Annotated in this window: 24 protein-coding genes and 1 other annotated feature; of the genes, 16 read left to right on the forward strand and 8 right to left on the reverse strand. The window is 51.0% G+C overall.

Annotation, left to right across the window (positions count from 1 at the left end):
• Positions 1–7: 7 nt before the first annotated feature.
• Positions 8–970, reverse strand: coding sequence for an ROK family protein (locus tag GCU39_RS20185; protein ID WP_152395156.1), 963 nt, complete (start codon positions 968–970; stop codon positions 8–10).
• Between the two features lie 209 nt (positions 971–1,179).
• Between GCU39_RS20185 and GCU39_RS20190 the strand changes: the two genes are divergently transcribed.
• From GCU39_RS20190 to GCU39_RS20215, 6 genes are all read left to right on the forward strand, one after another.
• A complete protein-coding gene (locus GCU39_RS20190) occupies positions 1,180–1,377 on the forward strand; it encodes a hypothetical protein (protein ID WP_152395157.1) in 198 nt (65 codons plus the stop codon).
• 181 nt (positions 1,378–1,558) lie between these two features.
• Entirely contained in the window at positions 1,559–2,770 is a 1,212-nt protein-coding gene (locus tag GCU39_RS20195; protein ID WP_265333411.1) for an MFS transporter, read from the forward strand.
• 39 nt (positions 2,771–2,809) lie between these two features.
• Positions 2,810–3,095 (forward strand) — a binding site (T-box leader).
• 196 nt (positions 3,096–3,291) lie between these two features.
• On the forward strand, positions 3,292–4,293 hold the full coding sequence (gene trpS, locus GCU39_RS20200; protein WP_152395158.1) for a tryptophan--tRNA ligase: 1,002 nt from the start codon (positions 3,292–3,294) through the stop codon (positions 4,291–4,293).
• Positions 4,294–4,311: 18 nt separating this feature from the next.
• Positions 4,312–4,659 carry an MmcQ/YjbR family DNA-binding protein gene (locus tag GCU39_RS20205; RefSeq protein ID WP_152395159.1) on the forward strand — a complete coding sequence of 116 codons (348 nt, stop codon included), beginning with the start codon at positions 4,312–4,314 and terminating at the stop codon, positions 4,657–4,659.
• A gap of 174 nt (positions 4,660–4,833) precedes the next feature.
• Positions 4,834–5,424: a TetR/AcrR family transcriptional regulator gene (locus GCU39_RS20210; RefSeq protein WP_152395160.1), complete on the forward strand. Its 591-nt coding sequence runs from the start codon at positions 4,834–4,836 to the stop codon at positions 5,422–5,424.
• A gap of 84 nt (positions 5,425–5,508) precedes the next feature.
• Positions 5,509–6,369, forward strand: a complete 861-nt coding sequence (locus GCU39_RS20215; RefSeq protein ID WP_152395161.1) for an SDR family NAD(P)-dependent oxidoreductase — start codon at positions 5,509–5,511, stop codon at positions 6,367–6,369.
• Between the two features lie 53 nt (positions 6,370–6,422).
• Here GCU39_RS20215 and GCU39_RS20220 read toward each other — a convergent pair whose 3' ends face one another.
• Positions 6,423–7,298 carry an SDR family oxidoreductase gene (locus GCU39_RS20220; RefSeq protein WP_152395162.1) on the reverse strand — a complete coding sequence of 292 codons (876 nt, stop codon included), beginning with the start codon at positions 7,296–7,298 and terminating at the stop codon, positions 6,423–6,425.
• A 107-nt stretch (positions 7,299–7,405) separates the two neighbouring features.
• On the opposite strand from GCU39_RS20220, the gene GCU39_RS20225 reads away from it, so the two are divergent.
• Positions 7,406–8,395 carry a helix-turn-helix transcriptional regulator gene (locus GCU39_RS20225; protein WP_152395163.1) on the forward strand — a complete coding sequence of 330 codons (990 nt, stop codon included), beginning with the start codon at positions 7,406–7,408 and terminating at the stop codon, positions 8,393–8,395.
• Between the two features lie 39 nt (positions 8,396–8,434).
• Here GCU39_RS20225 and GCU39_RS20230 read toward each other — a convergent pair whose 3' ends face one another.
• The 3 genes from GCU39_RS20230 to GCU39_RS20240 form a co-directional block, all read right to left on the reverse strand.
• The gene (locus tag GCU39_RS20230) at positions 8,435–9,673 is read right to left on the reverse strand and encodes a hypothetical protein (RefSeq protein ID WP_193726562.1); all 1,239 of its coding nucleotides are present in this window, start codon (positions 9,671–9,673) and stop codon (positions 8,435–8,437) included.
• A gap of 73 nt (positions 9,674–9,746) precedes the next feature.
• Positions 9,747–11,018, reverse strand: a complete 1,272-nt coding sequence (locus GCU39_RS20235; protein ID WP_152395165.1) for a hypothetical protein — start codon at positions 11,016–11,018, stop codon at positions 9,747–9,749.
• 18 nt (positions 11,019–11,036) lie between these two features.
• The gene (locus tag GCU39_RS20240; RefSeq protein ID WP_152395166.1) at positions 11,037–11,753 is read right to left on the reverse strand and encodes an SOS response-associated peptidase; all 717 of its coding nucleotides are present in this window, start codon (positions 11,751–11,753) and stop codon (positions 11,037–11,039) included.
• Between the two features lie 98 nt (positions 11,754–11,851).
• Here GCU39_RS20240 and selD point away from each other — a divergent pair, with 98 nt between their 5' ends.
• The 4 genes from selD (at position 11,852) to GCU39_RS31610 (ending at position 15,897) form a co-directional block, all read left to right on the forward strand.
• Positions 11,852–12,901, forward strand: coding sequence for a selenide, water dikinase SelD (gene selD / locus GCU39_RS20245; protein WP_152395167.1), 1,050 nt, complete (start codon positions 11,852–11,854; stop codon positions 12,899–12,901).
• Between the two features lie 16 nt (positions 12,902–12,917).
• A complete protein-coding gene (gene mnmH, locus GCU39_RS20250; RefSeq protein WP_152395168.1) occupies positions 12,918–13,955 on the forward strand; it encodes a tRNA 2-selenouridine(34) synthase MnmH in 1,038 nt (345 codons plus the stop codon).
• 108 nt (positions 13,956–14,063) lie between these two features.
• Positions 14,064–15,632, forward strand: coding sequence for a stalk domain-containing protein (locus GCU39_RS20255; protein ID WP_193726563.1), 1,569 nt, complete (start codon positions 14,064–14,066; stop codon positions 15,630–15,632).
• Between the two features lie 4 nt (positions 15,633–15,636).
• Positions 15,637–15,897, forward strand: coding sequence for a hypothetical protein (locus GCU39_RS31610; protein ID WP_193726564.1), 261 nt, complete (start codon positions 15,637–15,639; stop codon positions 15,895–15,897).
• A gap of 313 nt (positions 15,898–16,210) precedes the next feature.
• Here GCU39_RS31610 and GCU39_RS20260 read toward each other — a convergent pair whose 3' ends face one another.
• Genes GCU39_RS20260 through GCU39_RS20270 form a run of 3 tightly spaced genes read right to left on the reverse strand, consistent with a single transcriptional unit; the run spans position 16,211 to position 19,290 of the window.
• Positions 16,211–17,296, reverse strand: a complete 1,086-nt coding sequence (locus tag GCU39_RS20260; RefSeq protein ID WP_152395170.1) for a Gfo/Idh/MocA family protein — start codon at positions 17,294–17,296, stop codon at positions 16,211–16,213.
• A gap of 13 nt (positions 17,297–17,309) precedes the next feature.
• Positions 17,310–18,245 (reverse strand): AraC family transcriptional regulator, encoded by a 936-nt coding sequence (locus tag GCU39_RS20265; protein ID WP_152395171.1) that lies wholly within the window; start codon positions 18,243–18,245, stop codon positions 17,310–17,312.
• Between the two features lie 40 nt (positions 18,246–18,285).
• On the reverse strand, positions 18,286–19,290 hold the full coding sequence (locus tag GCU39_RS20270) for a Gfo/Idh/MocA family protein (RefSeq protein WP_152395172.1): 1,005 nt from the start codon (positions 19,288–19,290) through the stop codon (positions 18,286–18,288).
• 257 nt (positions 19,291–19,547) lie between these two features.
• Here GCU39_RS20270 and GCU39_RS20275 point away from each other — a divergent pair, with 257 nt between their 5' ends.
• From GCU39_RS20275 to GCU39_RS20295, 5 genes are all read left to right on the forward strand, one after another.
• Positions 19,548–19,775: a twin-arginine translocase TatA/TatE family subunit gene (locus GCU39_RS20275; protein ID WP_152395173.1), complete on the forward strand. Its 228-nt coding sequence runs from the start codon at positions 19,548–19,550 to the stop codon at positions 19,773–19,775.
• 20 nt (positions 19,776–19,795) lie between these two features.
• Complete coding sequence (tatC, locus tag GCU39_RS20280; RefSeq protein ID WP_152395174.1) at positions 19,796–20,560, forward strand: twin-arginine translocase subunit TatC; 765 nt, start codon at positions 19,796–19,798, stop codon at positions 20,558–20,560.
• Positions 20,561–20,575: 15 nt separating this feature from the next.
• Positions 20,576–21,040 carry a VOC family protein gene (locus tag GCU39_RS20285; RefSeq protein WP_152395175.1) on the forward strand — a complete coding sequence of 155 codons (465 nt, stop codon included), beginning with the start codon at positions 20,576–20,578 and terminating at the stop codon, positions 21,038–21,040.
• A gap of 153 nt (positions 21,041–21,193) precedes the next feature.
• On the forward strand, positions 21,194–22,741 hold the full coding sequence (locus tag GCU39_RS20290; protein ID WP_193726565.1) for a beta-N-acetylhexosaminidase: 1,548 nt from the start codon (positions 21,194–21,196) through the stop codon (positions 22,739–22,741).
• A 111-nt stretch (positions 22,742–22,852) separates the two neighbouring features.
• Positions 22,853–23,932, forward strand: a complete 1,080-nt coding sequence (locus GCU39_RS20295) for a M42 family metallopeptidase (protein ID WP_152395177.1) — start codon at positions 22,853–22,855, stop codon at positions 23,930–23,932.
• Positions 23,933–24,110: the final 178 nt, after the last annotated feature.

Below are 24,110 nucleotides of genomic sequence, written 5' to 3' on the forward strand. Positions count from 1 at the left end.
CCGACCGTTAGGCCTGCTTGGACACGCTGCTGTTCGCGAATGCCGCACTGCCAATAACCCCGCCGTTATCGATGAGTTCGCCGACCCGAATGCTCAGACGCTCCAAGTATCCTTTGTAAACCGAACGCTCCAGCTCTTCGCGCATCGGCTTCAATAGACGTTCACCTGCCATTGCGCCGCCTCCGCCAATGACGACCACGTCCGGGCTGAACAAGCTGATGGAATAAGCCAAGCCTTTTCCGAGCACCTTACCGGTATAATTCATAATATCAATCGCAAGCTGATCGCCGGCATCAAAAGCCTTCGATACTTCCGCCGCCGTTAGCTCGCCCTTCTCATACACGTCACGCAGCGAGCTCTCACGTCCCGCAGCTAACGCTTCGGATGCTTGGCGCGCAATCCCCGTCGCCGATACGACGGTCTCGAGGCAGCCTGTTAGTCCGCAGCCGCAAGGCGTCTTCTCGCCATCAATCGTCACATGGCCTAACTCGCCTGCCATATAGCCGCTGCCGTAGAACAACTCACCATTCGATACGGTCGCTGCGGCAAGGCCTGTCCCGATCGTTACGCCATGCACGACATCTGCGCCTTTTCCGGCACCTTTCATCGCTTCACCAAAAATGTACATCCGCACATCATTATCTATAAATACAGGCACGCCAATTTTCTCACTCAATAAATCTGCGAATGGCAAATCTCTCCACTGCAGGTTCGAGTTGAATGTCACATACCCTCTCTTCGGATCAATAAATCCAGGGATCCCCGCGCCAACCGCCTTCAGTTCGCTGCGATCCACTTTCGCATTTTCCAGCAACTCGTCGATCATCGATACCATTTTGTTCAGTACATGATCACTGCCCAGATGCCGTTCCGTCGGCCGCTTAAGCGTTTGCAACAAGTTGTACTCCATATCGACCAGACCGCATACAATGTTCGTTCCTCCAACATCAATCCCTACCAAATAACTCACAACGTCTCCTCCTGCTCTCTACAAGGAAATAGAATCTCGCAATCTACCGTCCATTATATCATAACGGCTCTTTCCGGTTCGGAAAATTCTTAATTTCGCCCCATTTGCAAAAGGATTATTAAGGTAAAATTTCGGCGTATTCTATATAATACTAATGTGATGCAGATCACCACGATCTCGATATCGAATTCATGTACGGGGGTTATCCAGTGACCATTGTTGATATTAGTGAAATTGATGCCTCGTTATTCATTACGATTGCCGTCTTCTTGATGGTCATTTGCCCGCTGCTCAGCCTGGGGGTATTGCGACTTTTTCAAGAGAAGAAGCGTGCTGGTCTCTCCTATATCGGGGGATCCATTGTCGGCTACATTATTTTCCTTGTTGTGATAAAAATGTTCTTCTGAACGCATGTCATCGATGAACTACATAGGTTTGCAATTCATTCCTCCCACTCTCGCGTTCCGCTTACCATAGCGCCGCGCAAGTGGGATTTCTATTTTGTACCTCACGGCGATTGTTGAGATTTTCGCGCAATTTCACTATAATAGAGCGGTTGTGCTGTTTACATCCAGAGGAGGATACATCATGAACAATGATTCCACAGCAATGCAATCCTCGAGACTGCATTACTTCATAATGATTACGGTTATTATCGTGACGGGCGCGAGTCAAGGACTGCTGCTGCCGCTGCTGACGGTCCTGCTCGAGCATATGGGCGTCTCATCCGACTTGAACGGATTGAATGCGGCGATGCTGTATATCGGTATCTTTTCCACCCTCTTTTTCGTAGAGAAACTACTAGCCTATTTCGGTTTCAAAAAACTCATATCCTTATCCTTGATGCTCGTCATCGCTGCCTTAGTGCTGTTCCCGATGTTTCAGAATATCTGGATTTGGTTCGCACTGCGATTCCTAGTCGGTGTCGGCGATAGCGCACTGCACTACGCATCCCAGCTCTGGGTGCTGACATCGAGCAATGAGCAGAACCGGGGACGCAACCTCTCCTTCTACGGGATGAGTTACGGGATCGGGTTCAGTATTGGGCCGCTCGGCATGAATTTGCTTGTCTTTGGCGATTGGGTACCTTTCGCAGCGATCGGCGTGTTATGCACCATCGTGCTGCTCCTCATTGTATTCATTCTGCCTGACTATCAGGTCATGGGGACCAACAAAGAAAATGCGCCTGTGCTGGAACGCCGCTATACACGGTCCTTCCAATGGGCATGGTTCGCGCTTCTACCCGCGTTCCTATACGGCTATACCGAAGCATCGATGAATAGCAGCTTCCCGATTTACGCGCTGCGCATTGGGCTCGAGCAGAACTGGATTTCCTTCCTGCTGCCGTTCTTTGGGATCGGAGGATTGATCCTCCAGTTGCCGCTTGGCGTACTCAGTGACCGGATTGGCCGTAAAAAAGTGCTCATGGGCGCAGGCTTCCTCGGCGGGGTTGCCTTCCTGCTCATTCCGCTCTATGGTGCGAATCCGACGGCCATCCTGGTTCTATTTATGATTGCGGGCGGTATGCTGGGTTCCTTCTTCTCGCTGGGGCTCGCTTTTGCAGCAGATATTCTACCCAAAGCTTATCTGCCTTCGGCCAACGTCGTTGCCAGCTTCATCTTCAGCATCGGCAGCATTCTTGCGCCGAACTTGGCTGGGATCGGCATGCAGCATATTTCGATTTCATCGCTCTTCTGGCTGCTGGGCGGTATCTTCATCGTGTTCGCCGCACTTGGATTCTGGTTCAGACAGAAACAAGCAGAGCAAGTGCGTATCCGCGAATCGGTGCTTGACGCCTAGCCCTACAGACGCGTATGATACTGGAAATGAAATATTTGCTAAACGACGTTGAAAAAGGGGAAGTAGGAGCGCGAACGAGGACTTGCAGAGAGCCGGTGGGAGCTGTGAACCGGTGTCCACCGCACTTTGAATGGCCTTTGGAGTTGTCTTCCGAACCGCTGCTGCGAGAGTAGGAAGTACCGGGGTTCCCGCCGTTATCCAGGGAGCGATATCGATGAGCTGGACTAGACTGGCGAATTCCGTATCGTTAGAGCGGATCCGTTCTCCCTTTCCAAGGCGAGCAACGAATCAATAAAGGTGGTACCACGAAGCTTTCGTCCTTTCATAGGGCGAAGGCTTTTTTTGTTGGTATAGAATACTTCATCGCGTGAAGTTAATGTATCACGTTGCGGGGTTATTTTGAAAGGAGGTGATGGTCATGGAAGATGGTTGGTGGTGGCGATGGTTCATTCACAGTAACGGTAAATTTAATCGAAAGGGTCGCCAGCCTCATGTTGGCGGCTCCCTAAGGAGGATTTCTGATGTTAAAAGAACGTGTATTAACCGGAGACCGCACGACAGGCCGACTACACCTTGGCCATTACGCCGGAAGTTTACAGAATCGTGTACAGCTGCAGCATCAATATGATACATTCATCATGTTAGCCGATGTCCAGGCTTTAACGACCCATTTTGATCGGCCCGAAATGATTCGCGAACATGTGCGTGAAGTAGCACTCGATTATCTAGCAGTAGGCATTGATCCGGAGCATGCGAATATCTTCATCCAATCGATGATTCCGGAAATCGCCGAGCTGACGGTATACTTCTCGATGTTCGTGCGGATCAATCATTTGCGCCATAACCCTACAATCAAAGCGGAATCCCGCGGCGGCAATTTTGATGAGCTCTACTACGGTTTCCTCGGCTACCCGATCAGCCAGACGGCGGATATTACGTTCTGCAAAGCAACGATCATTCCTGTCGGCGAGGATCAGCTGCCGCATCTCGAGAGCTCGCGCTACATCGTGCGGCGGTTCAACGAGCTCTACGGCCCGGTATTCCCTGAGCCGCAAGCGATGCTAAGCAAGTTCCCCCGCCTCACGGGGCTCGACGGCAATGCGAAGATGAGCAAGAGCCTCGGTAATGCCATTGCGTTAAGTGCGAGCCCCGAAGAGATTGCGCTCAAAGTACGGAAAGCCGTAACAGATCCTGCGCGCATTCATAAGCATGACCCAGGGCATCCTGAGCGTTGTCCCATTTATCATTATCACCAGGCGTTTCGCTCGACTGAGGCTGCCGAGATTCATACTGCGTGCGAGCAAGGCAAGATCGGCTGTACAGCCTGCAAGCAGCACATCACGAACACCCTTCAAGAGCTTCTCGCCCCAATGCGTGAACGACGGGCTGACTATGAAACAAAGCCAAAATTCGTCGATGAAATGCTCCAGCACGGGACCGAACACGCTCGCAGCATCGCACGCCATACCATGGAAGAGGTGCGTGAAGCGATGGGGATTCAATATTTCAAATCACATATATAAGAAGGGAACGCATCGTATATGATCCATTATCTTGAATACTGCTTAAGCAAGCCGGGCACCACCTTAACTTTCCCCTTCGGTAATGAAGTACGCGTCCTGAAGGTCGGGACGAAAATGTTCGCACTGATGTCATCCGACGATCCTGCACCCGATATCAGCTTGAAATGCGATCCGGTCCGCGCGGCTTCGCTTCGGGAACAATATACCGACATTAAGCCCGGGTATCATCTGAACAAAAAGCATTGGAACACCGTTACCCTGGACGGCGATCTCACCGATGAAGAGATCAAGATGCTGATCGATCACTCGTATGAGCTTGTCTTTAAAGGATTGACAAAGGCGGAAAAAGCCGAGATTACGGGATAACCTGTAGGTAGGCAAGGACGAAGAAGCAAGCTTACAGCTTGCTTCTTTTTGTGTGATCGATTATGTTTTTGAGTCTTATGAATAACATGTGAATTTTTCCATATTCTGTTGTCGAAGTCCGGTGAATCGAGTATGATCAGAATAGAACGATCGTTCAATAGATAAGGATGACCCATGATGAAAAGACATTACGATAGTGACCAGACTCGCAAGGAGATCGCCGAGAAAGCCGCACATCTGTTTGCGCAAAAAGGGTTCGCAGGCACCTCGATCTCCGATATCTCGCGAGAGACAGGTTACAGTAAAGGGCATGTGTATTACCATTTCGAGAACAAAGAGAAGCTGTTCCTCTACCTCGCGAAGGACGGCATGCGCGTATGGGCCGAGAAATGGAACGCCATCTCCCCGAACTATGATTCAGCCACCGAGAAGCTATATGCGATGGCCACCTTCGTGTTGAATAACTATCATACGCCTCTGCTCAAGGTCGGCCAAGAACTCACTGCCAATCCGAACGTGCAGCCTGAGACCATGCAGGAGCTCTATGGGCTGGCTGCCACGCCGATGCAAGCTTACGCAACAATCCTCCAACAGGGGATGGATACGGGGGAGTTCGCGATCGCTGACTTGGAGGCGACGACTTTTCTGCTCGGCACCTGGTTCGGCGCGTTATGCCAGCATATCTATACGATGGAATACGAGCAGCTTCACGGGATGTTCCGTCAATGCGTTACGATATTCCTAGGCGGGGTTCGGCAGTCATAAATGACTGCTTTCGCCTTGATTAGAACGATCGTTCCAATTGTTCTAATGTAGCATTTCAATGACAAAGAATAGGATGTGGAACAAATGACAGCAGCACAACAAATCGCCATCGTGACCGGAGGCGGATCAGGTATTGGCCGAGCCATTGGACTTGAGTTAGCTCGCGAGCAAATCTTCGTCATCATCGCTGATATCGATCCACAAGGACGAGAGCAGACAGTGCAAGACATTTCACAAGCTGGCGGCAACGCGCGCGGCGTTCACCTTGACGTCACCGACCCATCCCAGGTCGAGGCAGTCATCCGCGATGTTCAGCAAGAATTTGGGCGGCTTGACTATATGTTCAACAATGCGGGCATCTCCATGTGCGGAGAGTTGTACGATACGACGAACGAGCATTGGGAACGGATCATCAATGTGAATCTGTGGGGCGTAATTCATGGTACGCGCTTTGCCTACGAGATTATGAAACAGCAAGGCTTTGGTTATATCGCCAATACCGCATCGGCGACCGGACTCGGTCCTTCACCTACGGCGGCGGCCTATGCCACCACGAAGCACGCTGTCGTCGGTCTGACAACGTCACTGCATTATGAAGCGGAGACATTCGGCGTCTACGTCAGCGCTTTATGCCCTGCCTTTGTGGATACACCTATCTTCGGGAAGAGCGAGACGCCTGGTATGGATAAAGCCAAAATCCAAGCCCAGATGAAAAAACAAAAGCTGATGCGCCCTGACCAGTTCGCACGCATTGCCGTGAAGGGGCTAAAGCGCAATGAACCGATCATCTGCCCGATGCCGCTGCGGCGTACGATGGATGTCGTGTTCACTCTGTTCCCGTCGCTCCACCGAAAGCTCATGCGGTTCGTCTGCAAGACCGCTCGACAAGCCAGCATCGCGGCGCCCGTTCCGCATGATAGCCCCTCGGCAGACAGGGCTCTATAAGGAAAAGCCGCTGATCTCGGTTGATTCCCGGTCCAGCGGCTTCCTTGATGTGCTTACGCCTTCGCGACATGCTCCGCAAAATGCCGTCCCCAGTGCGGCCGCGACCCGTCAAGATCCGTGAAGTCGTATACTTCGGACAGTCCCCACGTGCTATAAGAACCGCCTGTTTTCTCAAGTACATCTGGATCGCTTGCCAACGCGACAAGCGCCCGTCCGATATAATACGGCGTCTCGGATGCGATAAAGTTCGGATCCTTCTTCGCGCCTTCCTGCCAATTCGCTTCCGTCACTTCGAAATACTCCAGCATTTCTTCCGACCGCAGGAATCCTGGCGTTAACGATACGGCTGCGATGCCATGCGGCTTCAAATCCGCTGCCATCGCTTGCGCCAGATGGATGTTCGAGATTTTCGCCAAGCTGTAATAGAGATTGCCGCGGTAATCATAGTTCACCCCGTCCGTGATCTCGATGATCAATCCCTGCTTGCGCGGTATCATCAACTGCACCCCGTAATAACTGGTTACCATATGGGTTCGTACGGCACGTTCCTGCACGCGCAAGCCATTCTCTAGCGAATGCTCCCAGAAAGGCTTCGTCCAATCAATCAACGATTCGCCGCCCCAAATGTCATTGACGAGAATATCGAGACGTCCCTGTTCCTGCTTCACCCGTTCGAAGAGCGCAACCACTTCAGATTCCACCGTATGATCCACGCGGACCGGGAATGCCTTTCCGCCTCTCGCCTCGATCATCTCCGCCGTCTCATCGATCGTCTCACGACGTCCAATATCCGATAGACGACTCCGTACACTGCGTCCCGTCACATAGACTGTCGCGCCCGCTTCCCCTAGCGATACGGCGATCGCTCGTCCAGCGCCGCGGGTACCTCCTGCGACAACTGCTATTTTTCCAGCCAATGGTTTACTCATAAAGTTATCCACCTCTCGTATTTGCTTGTTACTTGTATTTAATGTATCATTCGAATCATGACATCTATTGTCATATATGATTTTATCGAAAGAGAGGGCTGTTCTACATGCGCGGTGACCGTCTATTATCGATTCTATTATGTCTTCAAAGCCATGGAAAAATGACCACATCCGAACTTGCTGCCAAGCTTGAGGTGTCTGAACGAACGATCCATCGGGATATGGAAGCCCTTAGCACGGCCGGGATTCCGGTCTATGCGGAACGCGGCTCAAGCGGCGGATGGGCGCTCATGGAAGGTTATCGGACCAATCTTACAGGACTGCACGCGGATGAGATGATGTCGCTATTGCTAGCTCGTCCTTCGGAAGCGCTGTCCGAATTAGGACTTCATAAAGAATACGATTCCGCGCTGCTCAAGCTGCTCGCTTCGCTGCCCCAAACCCTGCAAGACGACGCCTCCTTCGTTCGCGAACGCATTCATATTGACGGAGCCGGCTGGAATGCGGCAGGTCACAGCGCTGCTTGGCTGTCTCTAGTGCAAGAAGCCGTATGGGAGGCGAAGCAGCTTGTGATTCGCTATGCCTCCACCTCATCGCAGACTGAAGCATCAGAACGAACTATTGAGCCGCTTGGCCTCGTCGTCAAAGGCAACATATGGTATGTCGCCGCCCGCACACTTGAAGGGGATTATCGCACCTATCGGATCTCGCGGATTGAACATGCGAACAAGACCGAGCAGATCTTCGAGCGCCCCGTCAACTTCAATCTTGCCGCCTACTGGGATGCGTCCGTGCAGAGCTTCAAGACCAATCTCCCTCGATACGAAGCCGTCATTCAAGCGCACAACGCCATTCTTACCCGTATGGAGTTTGCGCGCTTTGCAACGGTTCTGGACCGAGAACCGCTAGACGGCAAAGTGCAGTGGAGCACCGCTCGCATCCAATTCGATACGCTTGAATCCGCAGCTTCCTACTTGCTGGGCTATGGACCGGAAGCCATCGTCGTTGCTCCGCAAGCGCTTCATGATCTTGTCGTGCAACAAGCAGAGGCGATCGTGAAGGCGTACCGCAATGCCGAGAACAACACAAAGGGCTGAACAGTCAATGCCGCTGTCCAGCCCCTTCGCCTAACCCCGTTATCGATTCGATGTGATCGAAATATCCGAATATCCGAGTGTTTTCAATTGTGCTTGCGTCAGGAAGACGCGGTCGTTCATAATTCTACTATTATCCGGCGTCAGTATGATTTGCCGTGAATCGACTTGAATCGTATAACGATATCTTGGTTTCGTTACTTGATCCTTCGGAGGCTCAAGCTTGACTTGCCAATGCAGCTTCTGCGCCAACTCGCGCATCGGAATCCATTGAATCCCCTGGCTGCTGAAGACATATGGAACCGGGGCCTCCTGCCCGCCAATATGGACCGTATGGAGAAAATCCTTGATGACCGCAACTGGACGAACAGGCAGCTTCCAGACGTCCAGATTCTCATCGAGCTTCGGTTGCTGTTCGTAATCTAGCTGCGACGCTGCGAATAGAAGCTTCCGCTCCTTCTCATCGACGAATGGACGGGATTTTTTCGTACCAAGGTCGTATACCAATTCTTGACGAGTGGGCTCATTCTTGACATAGACCATCTGGTTGCTCTTGATATCATAGACATATAATGTGCCTAACAAGACCTGCTCCCATTTCTTCGATGCGGGATCGTACGTCACAACCTCATTCTGGCGCTCTTGCTCATTGTATCGTTTCAGAATGATCTTATTGTCCGTCGTCCAGGCCGCCCTTGCATATCCGTAACTCTCATGCCATTCGACAATCTCGCCTGTCTTGGTATTACGCATCCAATAGACATAGCGTTTATCTCCAGGCGTACGGTAATGCGATTGCTCAACAAAAGCCCATTTGCCGCTAGGCGACAACATAAAATTCAGCCCTTCGCGAACGGTGTCATCTGTCCAATTATAGTAGGACGGCTGCTGCTCCATTTCGAAATTATACGATACCTGTACGTTCGGTTCGTCTTTGGGATTCCAGTGGCTTACCCAATCAAAGCCCTCTCCCCATCGGCTTAAACTGCCATCCGACTTGCGCTCCACAATAACATTCCAATATTCGTTCCCGTCATGCCCGCTTACATTATAATAGACCGACCCTGTTTTCTCATCAATCCATCCAACGTGTTGATAATCAATTTTCGGCGCGACATCCGGTCGATTTTCGACGACCATCCCTGATGGCGCACTCGACTCCGCCGCCGCATAACCAATGCTGCCGCCCATCAGCAGCATACAACTCATTGCCAATAGCGCGACCGCTCTCCTCTTCCCATACATGCTCACATACAACACTCCCCACAGCCATAGATTCATAGTTTATAGTTTGGAAATAAATGTATCGACCATCCTTTAGACGCCGACATGACAGAAAGGTTGCAAGCCTCCTTTAATCGGTATTGAAGACACGATCCGTTATCATTTTGCTGAAGATGTCCTGCGTATGTGGCGAAATCTGCGTCCGAACCGGTTCAAGCTGATCTTGGACCTCCTTGTTGCCGAAATCATAACGATTCGCTTGAAGCACCTTGGCGAAATGCGTTAATGTCTGGCCCAGCATCTCCGATGTCACGCCTTGAGCTGGCCTTTCTCTTTTCAGCAACGTCAAATAACGATCCAAATAATCGGCTTTGTCTTCAATACCGCCATCGAAAACATACGCGATTCGCCGCGATATCTTCTTCTCCCCCGTACTCGATGCCGTCGTAAACGGCGGGAGCCAGCCCTCATTCCGATACACGACCACAATCTCATAGCTTCCTGCGGTAATCCGCGGATCCGTGAAATCAATCAAGAACTGCCGTACACCCGGATTGACATAGATTTCTTTGAGCGGGATGCCATTCTCCTTCTCATTGCCCGTATAGGGCTCAGGCACAAGATATGCCCCGATTGTATCCCCTTTGAACTTCACGATCGCGGCATCATCCTTGGACACATAGAACTCTGTACTCTGGATAGCGATAGAAGGGAACCAGGCATTTTTAACAGATGGATATAGATAGAAAGCGATCATGAAGAGGAACATCATGATGACATATAGCCCGTAGCTTTTGCTGATATAAGGTTTGGTTGAAGTCACGCGAACAATGAAGTAGAACCCGATCAGTACAAGCGCGATGACCGCCGCCATGATGAGGTAGCTAATCGAGTGAAGCGATTGATTCCGCAAGACATTCGCCAATAAATAGATAAATAAGAACGGGAAGGTTAACGCGGACAACATACTAAGTCCGCAGTAATAGAGCACGATCGTAAAATATTTCTCGACCTTCGCCATCGTAATGCGAGAATCGGGAATAAAGTAAAACGCAAAATGAAAAAGATAGAGAAATATCGCGATAAAAACCGAGCAGACCATCCCTTTGATCATATACATTACGAAGTTCCACATCATGTTCAGATCGAGCTGATTATCGACAAAAATATCCCGTTCCAACGCGCTGGCTCGGTTGAATAGGTAGACCAGCGCCACAATAATTGCGCCGATGATAATCGTGTGCCTGATGTTCACCCGGTCGATCGTCGACAGTCCATCCTCCGCCAGTGCAGCTACACTCGGCTTCGAACGGTCTGACTTCTTCTTTCTGGGTGCCCACCTCCATCTCCATCGATGTGGTTTGTGCGATTTCACACGCGACAATTCGACTTCTGTCTCCATGGGTGTTCTCCTCTCTGTTTAAAATAGATATGGCTGCTCTGCTTCATCCTCTGGCGTCAATGCCTCGACTGGTGCAATGCATGCCGGGCTGTCGTTCTTAACACTCCCAACGGTGCTGGACACGGCATAACGCGTCATGGTCGATTCGGGGAATGGCTTCAGTAATGGCAACAGCTTGTCCGGATTCGTCTGATGGCGATCCAGCCAATAGGGTTCATCATCCTTGCGCAGAATGACGGGCATGCGATCGTGTACATCCGACACCAGGCTGTTCGGCGTTGTCGTAATAATCGAGAAGGTGCTGATCTTGGCGCCGTCCTCCGGGTTCACCCAGGTATCGAATAAGGCCGCCATGCTAAATATCCCCTCATCCTTCATCATGAACCGCATCGGCTGCTTCTTGCTGCCCACTGCCTTCCACTCGTAGAATGAATCGGCCGGGATGATGCAGCGTTTGCGATAGACAAGATTACGATACGAGGGCTTCTCTAACAGCGTCTCGGCTTTGGCATTGATCATGCCGCCGGCCTTCCGTTGATCCTTCGCCCAGTTCGGGACGAGTCCCCAGCGCAGCGGGCCTAGACGATTGCGTGTGCCATCGTTGACAATGGCAGGGACGCTCTGCATCGGAGCGACATTGTATCTCGGCAAATAAAAGGAGTTATCCGCTTCGTCGATATAGAATCGCACGAGCAGTTCTTCGAAGGTCATCGTAATGGTAAATCGTCCGCACATCGGTGGGAACCTCCTCCGTCATAGATTTCGTACCGGCAAATCGGTTATCATGAACATATACTTCCATCTTAGTGCAAGAATGAAAGGGGAACAAGGACATGTCTAGTACAGAAAAAATAAAATTAACCTCTTACTCTACAAAAGGCGGGTGCGGATGCAAAATCGGCCCTGCGGATTTATCACAAGTCATTCGTACGCTGCCGCCTGCGATCCCGAACCCGAATCTCCTCGTCGGCATTGATACGAGTGATGACGCAGGTGTCTATAAATTAACGGACGAGCTCGCGATCGTGCAGACCGTCGACTTCTTCACACCGATCGTTGATGATCCGTATGCCTTCGGCCAAATTGCAGCGGCGAATGCCATCAGCGATATTTATGCGATGGGCGGCAAACCGCTGACTGCGCTTAATATTGTAGCTTTTCCGATCCATACGCTGGACAAACAGGTCTTAGCAGACATTCTGCGCGGGGCGCAGGACAAAATGAACGAAGCCGGCGTGACGCTCGTTGGCGGACACTCGATCGACGACAAGGAGCCGAAGTTCGGTCTCGCCGTGACCGGTCTTGTCCACCCGGACAAAGTACGTGCCAATGCCGGAGCGAAGCCAGGGGACAAGCTGATCCTGACGAAACCGATCGGTGTCGGCATTCTCACCACGTCGATCAAGAAGGATCAACTAAGCGATGCGGAAGTCGAACGCGTCACGCGCGTCATGGCGACGTTGAACAAGACGGCTGCGGAGACGATGGAACCTTTCGACGTCCACGCTTGCACGGATGTAACTGGATTCGGCCTGATGGGGCACGGCCTCGAGATGGCGAAGGGCAGCGGCGTCGGCCTAATCATTGATGCCGCACGCGTTCCTATCTTGCCACGTGTTCGCGAGCTTGCTGAAGCCGGCTTCGTGCCGGGCGGAACAAAGAACAACTTCGTTCACGTCCAAGATGCCATTACCTTCCCAGCCGAGCTCGATCAGGTGGGACAATGGATCTTATGCGATGCCGTGACCTCCGGCGGTCTGTTGATTTCCGTCGCAGGAGAGCAGGCCGAAACCCTACTTCAACAACTGCAGCAAGCCGGCGTCGAAGCGAGCATCATCGGCGAGACGACCGATCAACATCCAGGACGCATCGTTGTGCGCTAAAAAGGGGTCCTCTCACGTGTTCCAAGATATTACGATCGAACAATTGCTAGCACGAAGAACAAAGGGGGAGCTGACGTTAATCGATGTCCGCTCGCCATCCGAATATCAAGAAAATACGATCCCAGGCAGCTTAAATATCCCGATCTTCGACGATGCCGAGCGCGCCGAGATCGGCACGATCTACAAACAAGTGAGCGTCGAAGCCGCCAAAGAGCGCGGGCTCGAGATCGTCTCCGCCAAGCTGCCGGCCTTCATCCGCACCTTCGCGCAAATCAAAGGTCCGAAGGTTGTCTTCTGCTGGCGCGGCGGCATGCGGAGCAAGACGTCCGCAACAGTCCTCGACCTGATGGGAATCAAAGCCTCGCGCCTCATTGGCGGTATTCGCACTTACCGTCAATGGGTCGTAAGTACGCTGGAAGAGCTGGAACTGCCTCCGGCCGCATATGTCATCAATGGCAACACAGGTTCGGGCAAGACGCTGATTCTGCGTCGTCTGATGGCCGAGGGCTATCCCGTCTTGGACCTGGAAGCGATGGCTGGTCATCGCGGCTCGATCTTTGGGCACATCGGACTGCGCGCGAACAATCAGAAGTCCTTTGAAGCGCTGCTCGTGGAGCAGGTACTCACGCTGCAGGATGCGCCATATGTTCTCATAGAGGGCGAGAGCAAGCGCATCGGCAAAGCCGTCCTGCCTGAGCCTGTCGTGCAAATGAAAGAAGCCGGTACACAGCTCTTCATCGAACTGCCGCTCGAAGAACGAGTACGACATATTCTCGAAGACTACCAGCCGATGCAGCACAAAGATGCGCTGATGCAGGCCTTCAAGCATATTAAGAATCGCATCCATACGCCCATTGCGAAGGAGATCGAAGCAAATCTGCTGATTGGACAATACGAGCGTGCGGTGAAGCTGCTGCTGGAGCATTATTATGATCCTCGCTATGCGCATGCGATGAGCCAATACGAAGGGGAGCAAATCGTGATCCAAGCGGGTACGATCGAGGAAGCGATCGAGGCTGTGAGAGCGCAGCTTCCTAAGAAGAATCAGCGATAGATGATTTACGAAAAGATAGCCCAGGGGGCTATCTTTTTTTCTTGAAAAGGGTATGGGTGATCCTTGTCGAATTACGTCTACATGACAATTTCAAGGAGTGAACCCATTTTGAGTAAACGGATCAAATTACAGCTATCCATGATGCTTGCATTCATGTTCAGCCTTGCCGCCATGCCTCTTACCTTTGCGGAGAGCTCCCTCATTCCGGACAAAAATCTGGAACAAGCAATTCGCATCGAGCTCAAGAAGCCGACTGGTGCAATTACGAAAAAAGATTTGGCGTCTCTGACGTCGCTCTATCCCGAAGATCCCGAGAAGAAAGTCGGCAGCTTATCAGGGCTCGAGCATGCCGTTAATATAGAGAGCCTCATGCTCCCGGGACTAGGTATTAAAGATATCAGCCCGCTGAAGGAACTACATAAAGTCACCTTTTTGGCGCTGAATGGCAATCAAATCAGCCAATTGGAACCGCTGCAAGGGTTACACCAATTAGAGCAGCTCATGATCGATGCGAATGAAATCGAGAAGCTCGATGCATTAGCAGGATTGACCAATTTGACGGACTTGTTAATCGGTCATAATCGGATTAAGGAGCTGTCGCCGATCCAATCGCTAACCAAACTGAGTTGGCTCATCGTCAGCGATAACCAGATCGAGTCGCTTGAACCGCTTAGAAATCATCCGAATATTGAACATCTATACATCGAGAACAATCAAATCCAAGACATTAGCGTCTTAACGACTCTACCAAAGCTGCAAGAGGTATCGCTGAGCAACAACCCTCTGGACGCTAATGCAGAGAAAGTTCTGACCGAACTTACCGCCAAAGGCGTGAAAGTGCTTGAGGATGCAGATGACCAATCTGATGAGCAATCGACACCGCCTTCTGAGCCAGACGGAATCACCGTTCTGTTGAATAACGAGCTAATGAAATTCCAAGCCCCGCCAATCCAAAAGAATGGTTCTGTGCTGGTTCCATTCCGATCGATTTTCGAAGCCTTGGGACTTAAAGTCGACTGGGATCCCAAGGCGCAAACCATCACGGGCAGTAAGGCCAATACGCTTATCAAGCTAAAAGTCGGGTCCGGCACGGCAGAAGTAAACGGGAAGCAGATGAAACTGACGGCAGCGCCATCGACGATTGGCGGCAGCACCTACGTTCCGTTACGTTTTATTGGCGAAGCTGTGGATGCCAAGGTGGACTGGCTGGAGATGGTTCAAAGCGCTGCGATTTATACGAAGCAGCCATTTGCGACCAAAGACAAGAAAATTCAAATCACAGCTTACCAAGACTGGAGTGACGTGACTTCTTCTATTGAGAATACAGGAGATCACCAGCTAGTCTTATTCTCCTCCGTGATGAGCACGATGGTTATTCAGCATTATAGCAAGAGCGATTTAGATATGAGCTTCGACGAATATGTTAGCTTCGCCAAAAAAGATCTCACAGATAAATATGGGATGAAAATGACGGAGCAATCCGTAAAAGTTGGGAAAATCGATGCGAAGCAGTTGAGCTACAGCTTAATCATCAAAAATAAAACCATTGAATATCGAATGATCCTTTTCGAGCAAAACAATGAATTCTATACCCTATTGCTAACGACTCCACCGCAGGTTAGCAAACAAGCCAACGCCGAGTTTAACGAAATTCTCGCGAGTATAAAAATTCCTTAGCAAAATGAATAACGCCCGTTCCCTTGCTCGAATTTCGAAGAGCGGGCGTTTCATTGTAAATCCCCCTTGCTATGCCAGTACAAGTGATATGGGAAGTGAAATAACTGCTTTGCAGTTATTTGGGGCGTGCGGCGCTACTTCGGGCGAAATAACTGCTTTTGGGCAGTTATTTGTGGCGCGCGGCGCCACTTCGAGCGATTTAACTGCTTTTGGGCAGTTATTTGCGGCGCTCGGTGCCACTTCGAACGATTTAACCGCCTTTTAGCAGTTATTTACGGCGCTTAGCGCTACTTCGATGCGAATTAACTGCTTTTTGGCAGTTATTTGCGGCGCTTAGCGCTACTTCGATGCGATTTAACTGCTTTTTGGCAGTTATTTGGGGCGCGCGGCGCTACTTCGATGCGAATTAACTGCTTTTTGGCAGTTATTTGTGATGCTCGGCGCCACTTCGGCCGATTTAACTGCTTTTTGGCAGTTATTTGCGCGCGCCTACCTATACCATCCCGCAAAAAAGAAAACCGTTCTTTCAACCTTCGGCCCCATAACGCGCCTCTGTCAAAAGAACGGTTCTATACACTCTATATCTCCGGAATCACTATCTCCACTTCCCGCTTCAATTGCGACGATCGCAAGATGCCATCCAGAATCGCTTGATTCCGCAGAATCTGCTCTCCTGGAATCGGCGCAGGCTCGCCGGCGCGTAAGGCACGGACGAAGTCCTTCACCTTCTCCTCGAACACATTCAGCTTATGCTCGATAATCGGAATGGCGCTCTCGGTATGATGGCCTTGGATATCATGGAACAGCGAGATCGAGCCGACGCTGCCATCCCATACCCCGCTCCATGGCCCTTTGCCGGCTGGCGTTACCTTCATACCCGCATCGGTACCGAGGAACATCGTCGCCCCAAGCGTATCCATATGCATCGCCCAAGAGGTCTTGAAGTTCAGCACCAAGTCGCCCTCGAAGCGCACGATCGCAACCCCGAAATCCTCCACATCGAACTTCGATGCTTCCCCGTGGTATTTCGGATTTGTCCCGAAATAATTCGACGTATATGCCGAGACGGTTAACGGCTTTGGATACCCGAGTGTGTTCAACGCCAAGTCAAGCGAATAGCAGCCGATGTCTGCCATCGCGCCTGCACCCGCGATCTCTTGTCGGATGAACGAGCCGCCCGGCATGCCGCGTCGACGTCCACCGCCGGTCTCCACGTAGTAAACTTTGCCCAACTGACCGGACTCGACCAGTTTTTTAATCGTGCTCATATTCGGGTCATAGCGCGGCTGGAATCCCACATTGAGCATGAAACCGGTCTTCTTCGCCACCTGGACCATGTCGATCGCTTCTTCGAGCGTAACCGACATCGGCTTCTCCACCATCACATGTTTACCCGCATTCAGCGCGTCGATCGTCGTCTGGTAATGTGCCACATTCGGTGTGCAGATACTTACGCCGTCCAAATCCAGCTCCAGCAGGCGAAGGTGGTCTTCATAAGCTGCGGCGCCCTGTAGCCCCCATCGCTGGATGAACTGCTCCGCACGGCCCGGCATAATGTCCGCCACCGCGACGACTTCAACATCTTCCATTCGTTTATAGGCCTCAACATGGCCGCCAGCAATACCGCCGCTTCCAATAATCCCAATCCGAATTGCTCTTCCCATGGCCATTTGTCACCTATCCTCTCGCATTCATTCTTCGATATAGCGATGGCGTCATCGCATACCGTTTACGGAATACCGTATGCAGGTAGCTTCCATTCGAGAAACCTTCCTTGAGCGCAATATCCTCAATCGGCATCGTCGTCTCGACCAACCGTCGACATACCGCGTTCAGTCGCACATCCTCCACAATCTCACTGAACGAACGTCCATCGCCTTGCTCCTTCAGAATACGCTGCAGCTGCCGTGAGCTGATGTGCAACTTATCTGCAACATCGCTCAGCACCAATTGGCCTGTCGAGTTCGTCTGAATATATTCTAGCGCCAACTGATAGCGATAAGCCTTCATATCCCGGAATGGCAGCTCGGCTTCATTCGGTTCAGAATAATAAGCGCGCACCGCACGCAGCAAGATTTGGACAATGCATTGCTTAATCGTCGTATATACCCCATTGTACCGCTGTGCCGTCGCCTGGTAGGCTTCTAGGAAGTATGGCATCGCCCTGTAAATATCCATCGTCGGCTTCAGAGGTAGCTGCCTCAGCTTCTCCACACAATCGCGCGCTTCATCCACTTCCCAAGGGTTGATGAGCGCATCTGCAAGCACAGACTCCTCATCTCGCTCAACAATATCCACATGAAGACATAACTCTTCCATCGACTCGCGAGAATCCGCCTCTTGATAATGCAGCACATCCGGACCGGTCAGATAGAACATGCCTTCGCGAAGGGTGTACGGCTCATCCACCAGGATGACACTCCCTTTACCGCGAGGGATGAAGTGAAATTCAAATTCCGCATGCTTATGGAACGACACGATCTTCCCTGGTGCAAAAGATGTGAGATGGAACCGGAGAACGCGAATTTCATAATTGCCCCATGTAATGCTCAAATCGAGCCTTTCTAGCGCATCTTGGCGATCTCGCATCACTTCATAAGGAAAACTGCTCATTCCATACACCTCTCATAACATAAGCTTAGTATAGCCCGATTTAGGCCTTCAGCTCATCCAATCGAATACTGCGCTGTTCACGCGCCGATTGATTCGCTGCCTCCATTAATTTCGTTAATTCCACCGCGATCGCGATGTTCTCGTCTGCTGTTGTATCGTTCTTAATATGGTTAATCCATTGCTCGAATGCGCTCTCACGTTTTGCAGGCAACGGCTGCTCTACCCATGCTTCAGATGCTTCTTTCCCAGGGTTCGATGTGCGCAGCAATAATTTCTCATCCGGCGTACCGAATAAGAGTGTGCCTTCCGTACCGTGCACTTCAATCGTAAATGGCGAGAAGTTATTGACGAATCCCGCTTCCACGATCCCCACAGCGCCTGAAGCCGTCGATAGTGTCGCCACCGCGTTATCTTCTACTTCTTTGCCTGTGATATAACCGAATTGTGCCTGTACGCCCACCGGCTGTTCCCCGAGGAATACCCGTGTCAAATACATCGGATGGCAGCCAAGGTCGATCAATGCCCCACCGAGACACTCCTTCAGACCATAGAAATGCTCAGGCAGCCAACCTGCCGTCGCACCATTGTGGGAAAGACGCACGCGAACGAGCGTTACTTTGCCGAGCAGCCCTTGATCCAAAATGTCGCGAATGGCAAGCGTATAGTTATCATTTAATCTTGGAAGAGACACGGTTAATTTGACGTTATTCTCTTTCACCGCGTTCAGAATATCATTGACTTCATGAAGAGTCGGAGCCAGAACTTTCTCGGTAAAAATATGCTTGCCCGCACGTGCAGCAGCTGTAATGACTTCATGGTGCATCGATGTCGGCGCATCCACAATCACGCCATCAATGTCTTCCCGTTGCAGCATTTCTGCAAGAGAACTATGGAACTGGGCACCTTGTTTGTCTGCTGCTTCTTGACCGCGCGCCGGGTTCTCGTCCCATACGGCAACGATCTCCGCTTCTGGATGCTCCTGTGCTTGCTTCGTGTAATCCCATGCGTGTACATGCCAATAACTAATTTTTCCGATTCTAATCATTCTTAAGCTCACCTCTGTATTTAATATTAGGACATCATGAACATAATCTATCATATCATTTCGGGATATTTCACTATGTTTACACGACAGATAATTCAAAATTCACGACATAAATTATATACGTCGCATTTTTATAGAGGGTTCCGATCGATGTGATGAATTTCATGGAAAAGACATTGGTCTTATGCCTGATTACCGTATATAATTGGTAATGTGTTCAATTTGAACGAGCTAAAGTTATTTAGGAGGCGTATACCATGTTCAGCAACATCGGAGCTAGCGGATTTATCATGATCATTATTCTAGCGCTTATTATATTCGGTCCCAGCAAATTACCCGAGCTTGGCCGCGCCGCAGGCAGAACGCTGCGCGAATTCAAAAATGCGACGAATGGTCTCATGTCCGACAATGAACCCGCGAAGAAGGAATCCTCTGCTGTGCAGCGATCCGAATCCGAAGAAAAAGACAAAAACGCGCAGCAATAAGCTGCGGTTAGGTGATAAGGATGCCCGAGAAACTACAAGCCGTCTTACAACATATCGGTGATCTGCGCAGAAGATTGGTGTGGATCATCGCAGTGCTTTTCCTAACGGCCATCATTGGCCTTTTTATTTCCCAACAATTGATCGCTTATCTCAAGAGTGTTCCGCCGGGATCGACGTTCGAATGGAACGCGTTCTCGCCGTGGGATGCCATTAAAGTCTATATGAATGTGACGATCGCATTCGCCTGCGTCATTACGCTGCCGTTCACTTTGTTTCAGATTTGGCGTTTCGTGAAGCCAGGACTGCGGAAGAAGGAGCAGAAGGCCACTTTGCGATACATCCCGTTCGTCTGTCTGATGCTGGTCGTCGGACTAGCCTTCGCCTACTTTGTTGTCTTTCCGATGGCATTTAAGTTCACGACCCGGATGACTGAGAATATGCACCTCATTCCAACGTATGGCGTATCGCAATATTTCGGCTTCATGTTCAGCTTAGTGATCCCTGTCGCTCTAGCATTCGAGTTGCCGGTCCTCGTCATGTTCCTGACGAAGCTGCGTATTCTGAATCCGAAGAAACTGCACAAGTTCAGAAGATATGCCTACTTCATCCTAGTCATCATCGCAACCATGATCTCGCCGCCGGAATTTATCTCGCATCTCATGGTTGCCGTCCCGCTGCTCGTCCTGTATGAGATTAGCGTCGGCATATCCAGCATCGTCTACCGCAAGCAGCTTATCGCCGATCAACAATTTGAAGCCGATGAAGATCGGCAGCACATCGCTTAGGAGGACATCGACACCATGATTACTGGCTTATACGAGGCCCACTTGCCGGTGCGCAGCTTGGCGGTCTCCATCCCATTCTATGAGCGGCTTGGATTAACCTTCGCCAGGTGGCAAGGAGAACACACTGCCTTTTTGTGGATTGAGCAAGGAAAGAGCTGGCTCGGCTTATGGGAGGGAGAGCAGGTCAACCTCCCTTACCATGCGTCTATCCGCCATATCGCCTTTACGACAACATACGAGCAGCTGCGGCATGCCGCGGATTGGCTCCGGTCAATGCAGATTGAGCCCGTCATCTTCCCGGGACAAGCAACAGGCGACCCCGTCGTTCGGCCAGATCAGGGGAATGCCTCAATTTATTTCGATGATCCTGACGGGAACAGCCTGGAGCTTATGGCGAACATCGAGGTTCCCGCTCCGCTGCGTCAGATGACGTCCCTATTAACCATCGAAGAATGGGAAGCGAAGCTCCGTACGATGTAGAACAAATGCATAACATAACCCCCAATCACGGTGAGGAACCTACAATTTGTATGGTGCTTCACCGTGATTTGCATGGTTTCCCCCTCAATCCGATCGTGATATGATAGTCTCGTCATTTTATATATTTTTCCAACAGAAATGGAGGAATTCGCAATGAGCAAGATCCACGCTGCACCTGCCGTTGTTCCGAGTTTAAGAGAATGGACAGGCGGGACAGGGCAATTCCAGTTCCATCACACGACGCGTATCGTTATCGATGGGAAAGACAGCGATGTGCTACGAGAACTTGCAAGCGCTTTACAGGATGAATTGAAACACGTGACCGGGCTTGAACTCACCGTTCAATCTGCGCCAGCCGCAGAGCAAGGCGACCTCTTACTGACCTTGAGCGATGAAGACGCAGCCCTTGGCGAAGAAGGGTATGTCCTCTCTGTGACAGAGCGCATCAGCATCCAAGCACCGGCAGCGGCGGGCATTTTCTATGGAACACGGACATTGCTGCAAATCCTGACGCTAGATACCGAGGGCCATGTTCATGTCCCGCAAGGCATTGTACGTGATTATCCGTCGTATCGCCGCCGCGGCATCATGCTCGATGTCGGTCGCCGATATTATTCGGTACAGTATCTCGAAGAGACGATTAAGCGTCTCGCATGGCATAAGTTGAACACGTTCCAGCTGCACTTCAGCGAATGGAACGGCTTCCGCTTGCAGAGTGAGACGTATCCGGGACTCGCATCGACCAAATCCTACAGCAGAGCAGATATCGATCATCTGCAGGCCGTTGCCAAGCGTTATCATGTCATGATCATTCCCGAGATTGAAATGCCGGGTCATTGCGCGATTCTGAATAAATATAATCCAGATTTGAAGTTCACTTGCCCTTCGATGGATATGGATACGACCGGCTGGAGTATCCCAGAATTTACGGTGGACTATACGAAGCCTGAGACACGGGAATGGCTGAAGAGGCTCGTCGATGAATTCATTCCTTGGTTCGATTCGCCTTACTTCCATATTGGTTCCGATGAGATTCAGACGGAGGAGTGCATGAAAGCTTCGCCGGTCCTCGTCGATTATCAACAGAAACAGAACCATCCGAAAGTCGGTGACAGCTTCATTGAATTTATTAATGAGATGAGCGAGCACGTGAAGCAGGCTGGCAAAATTCCGATGAACTGGAACGGTTTCGAAGACTATGATCCGAGCATTGCGCTGCATCCGGATAACGTCATTACGGTCTGGAGCGACGAAGGAAGCCCTTCGAAGCAAGCGATCGATTTCGCGCAGGAAGGTTATGCCGTCTATGCTTCGCCGGGCAATGTCCTCTATGTCACGCCGGGCAAGCAGCTCGTGCCGAACAACGCCTATGTGTACGAAGCTTGGGAACCGACAGCACATTCGAACGTCATCGGTTATTTCATGTCGATCTGGTCCGACTACTGGGATCAAGTCCAGACGCCGGACGGCCGTATTGGTTATGAGAGCGGACGCTCCTTCAAAGGTGAAGAAGTCGGCGACGGTGTCTATGTCATTCTAGAATCCAATTTTGAAGAAGCATCACGAGGTCCAAGACAGATTCTGTCCGAGCGTATGTGGGGCGGTCCGCGGTCCGCGACGGTGGGTGCTTTCTTCGAGCGCGTGGAACGGATCGGGGATGAGCCTTCAGTTCGAGGATTTGCAGGGCAGCATAATGCATAACTAATCCCTGACTCAAGCTTGCTTCCTGATCACAAGAAGTTCATACTGTAAGGTAGATCAATTGGGAGCCTGCACAGGCTTGAACTTTTTCATAAAAAGGAGTAAATACGCATGCAACAAGAAACGTTGGATTTGTTCCGCAAATTAACAGAGTTCCCTGCCGCGTCCGGCTTTGAACGCGGGCTTCGCGCGCTTGTCAAAAAAGAAATCTCGAAATACACCGATGAAATCATTCATGATGCGCTCGGCGGCGTGTTCGGCGTTATGCGCGGGAACGAAGAGGGTCCTCGCGTCATGGTGACAGGGCATCTAGATGAAGTGGGATTCATGTCCACCCAAATCACGGATACAGGCATGATCAAATTCACGACGCTCGGCGGCTGGTGGGGACAAGTCATCCTTGCGCAGCAAGTGGATGTCATCACACCAAACGGTCCGATCCGCGGTGTTGTGGGGTCCATTCCGAAGCATCTCTTGGATGAAGCCACGGCGAACAAGCCGGTAGACCCGAAAGTGATGTACATTGATGTCGGTGCGGACAGCCGTGAAGAAGCCGAAGCAGCTGGCATTCGCCCAGGCCAACAAATCGTGCCGGTTTGCGAATTTACGCCGATGCTCAATCCGAAGAAGATTATGGCCAAAGCGTGGGATAACCGCTATGGCGTAGGTCTTGCGATTGAACTCATGAAGGAATTACATAACGAGAAAGTGCAATTGCCGAACATCTTATTCGCAGGGGCTACCGTGCAAGAAGAGGTTGGACTACGTGGTGCGCGTACAGCGGCAAATCTGATTCAACCTGATATTTTCTACGGACTCGATTGCAGCGCTGCGAATGATATGACAGGCGACCGCAATTCCTTCGGCCATTTGGGCAAAGGCGCTTTGCTTCGCATCTTCGATCCAACGATGATTACTCATCGCGGCCTAATCGAATTCGTGCAGGACATTGCAGATACACACAAAATCCCTTACCAATACTTCGTATCGCCAGGCGGCACGGATGCAGGCCAAATTCATATGAGCGGCATCGGCGTTCCTTCGACGATTATCGGCGTCGTGGGCCGTTACATCCATACGCCTGCTTCGATTGTGCACACCGACGACATCGATGCAGCCAAAGAACTGCTCATTCAGCTTGTGAAGCACACCGACCGCACAACATACAATACGATCGTGGAGAACAGCTAAACCCTGCTTCCTCTACATCAATAACAAAAAAAAGAAACCCCACAGCCTATCGCAAAGGTTCACAAGAACCGATGCCCAGTCTGTGGGGTTTTATTCGTAGAATCAAACGATCTAGGCCTTCCAGCTCTCGATTGGCAGCCAAATAACCCCGCAGGTCGCGCGTAAGGAATAAATCTTA

Source organism: Paenibacillus guangzhouensis, assembly GCF_009363075.1.
Taxonomy (GTDB): Bacteria; Bacillota; Bacilli; order Paenibacillales; family Paenibacillaceae; genus Paenibacillus_K; species Paenibacillus_K guangzhouensis.

Excerpts from the sequence above, each read along its gene's own strand:
- GCU39_RS20240 (WP_152395166.1), bottom strand. The coding sequence starts at position 11,753 with ATGTGCGGACGATTTACCATTACGATGACCTTCGAAGAACTGCTCGTG.
- GCU39_RS20260 (WP_152395170.1), bottom strand. The coding sequence starts at position 17,296 with ATGGGAAGAGCAATTCGGATTGGGATTATTGGAAGCGGCGGTATTGCT.
- GCU39_RS20210 (WP_152395160.1), top strand. The coding sequence starts at position 4,834 with ATGATGAAAAGACATTACGATAGTGACCAGACTCGCAAGGAGATCGCC.
- GCU39_RS20275 (WP_152395173.1), top strand. The coding sequence starts at position 19,548 with ATGTTCAGCAACATCGGAGCTAGCGGATTTATCATGATCATTATTCTA.
- GCU39_RS20220 (WP_152395162.1), bottom strand. The coding sequence starts at position 7,298 with ATGAGTAAACCATTGGCTGGAAAAATAGCAGTTGTCGCAGGAGGTACC.
- GCU39_RS20290 (WP_193726565.1), top strand. The coding sequence starts at position 21,194 with ATGAGCAAGATCCACGCTGCACCTGCCGTTGTTCCGAGTTTAAGAGAA.
- GCU39_RS20285 (WP_152395175.1), top strand. The coding sequence starts at position 20,576 with ATGATTACTGGCTTATACGAGGCCCACTTGCCGGTGCGCAGCTTGGCG.
- trpS (WP_152395158.1), top strand. The coding sequence starts at position 3,292 with ATGTTAAAAGAACGTGTATTAACCGGAGACCGCACGACAGGCCGACTA.
- GCU39_RS20215 (WP_152395161.1), top strand. The coding sequence starts at position 5,509 with ATGACAGCAGCACAACAAATCGCCATCGTGACCGGAGGCGGATCAGGT.
- selD (WP_152395167.1), top strand. The coding sequence starts at position 11,852 with ATGTCTAGTACAGAAAAAATAAAATTAACCTCTTACTCTACAAAAGGC.
- GCU39_RS20235 (WP_152395165.1), bottom strand. The coding sequence starts at position 11,018 with ATGGAGACAGAAGTCGAATTGTCGCGTGTGAAATCGCACAAACCACAT.
- GCU39_RS20205 (WP_152395159.1), top strand. The coding sequence starts at position 4,312 with ATGATCCATTATCTTGAATACTGCTTAAGCAAGCCGGGCACCACCTTA.
- GCU39_RS20265 (WP_152395171.1), bottom strand. The coding sequence starts at position 18,245 with ATGAGCAGTTTTCCTTATGAAGTGATGCGAGATCGCCAAGATGCGCTA.
- tatC (WP_152395174.1), top strand. The coding sequence starts at position 19,796 with ATGCCCGAGAAACTACAAGCCGTCTTACAACATATCGGTGATCTGCGC.
- GCU39_RS31610 (WP_193726564.1), top strand. The coding sequence starts at position 15,637 with ATGAATAACGCCCGTTCCCTTGCTCGAATTTCGAAGAGCGGGCGTTTC.
- GCU39_RS20230 (WP_193726562.1), bottom strand. The coding sequence starts at position 9,673 with ATGAATCTATGGCTGTGGGGAGTGTTGTATGTGAGCATGTATGGGAAG.
- GCU39_RS20225 (WP_152395163.1), top strand. The coding sequence starts at position 7,406 with ATGCGCGGTGACCGTCTATTATCGATTCTATTATGTCTTCAAAGCCAT.
- GCU39_RS20295 (WP_152395177.1), top strand. The coding sequence starts at position 22,853 with ATGCAACAAGAAACGTTGGATTTGTTCCGCAAATTAACAGAGTTCCCT.
- GCU39_RS20270 (WP_152395172.1), bottom strand. The coding sequence starts at position 19,290 with ATGATTAGAATCGGAAAAATTAGTTATTGGCATGTACACGCATGGGAT.
- GCU39_RS20195 (WP_265333411.1), top strand. The coding sequence starts at position 1,559 with ATGAACAATGATTCCACAGCAATGCAATCCTCGAGACTGCATTACTTC.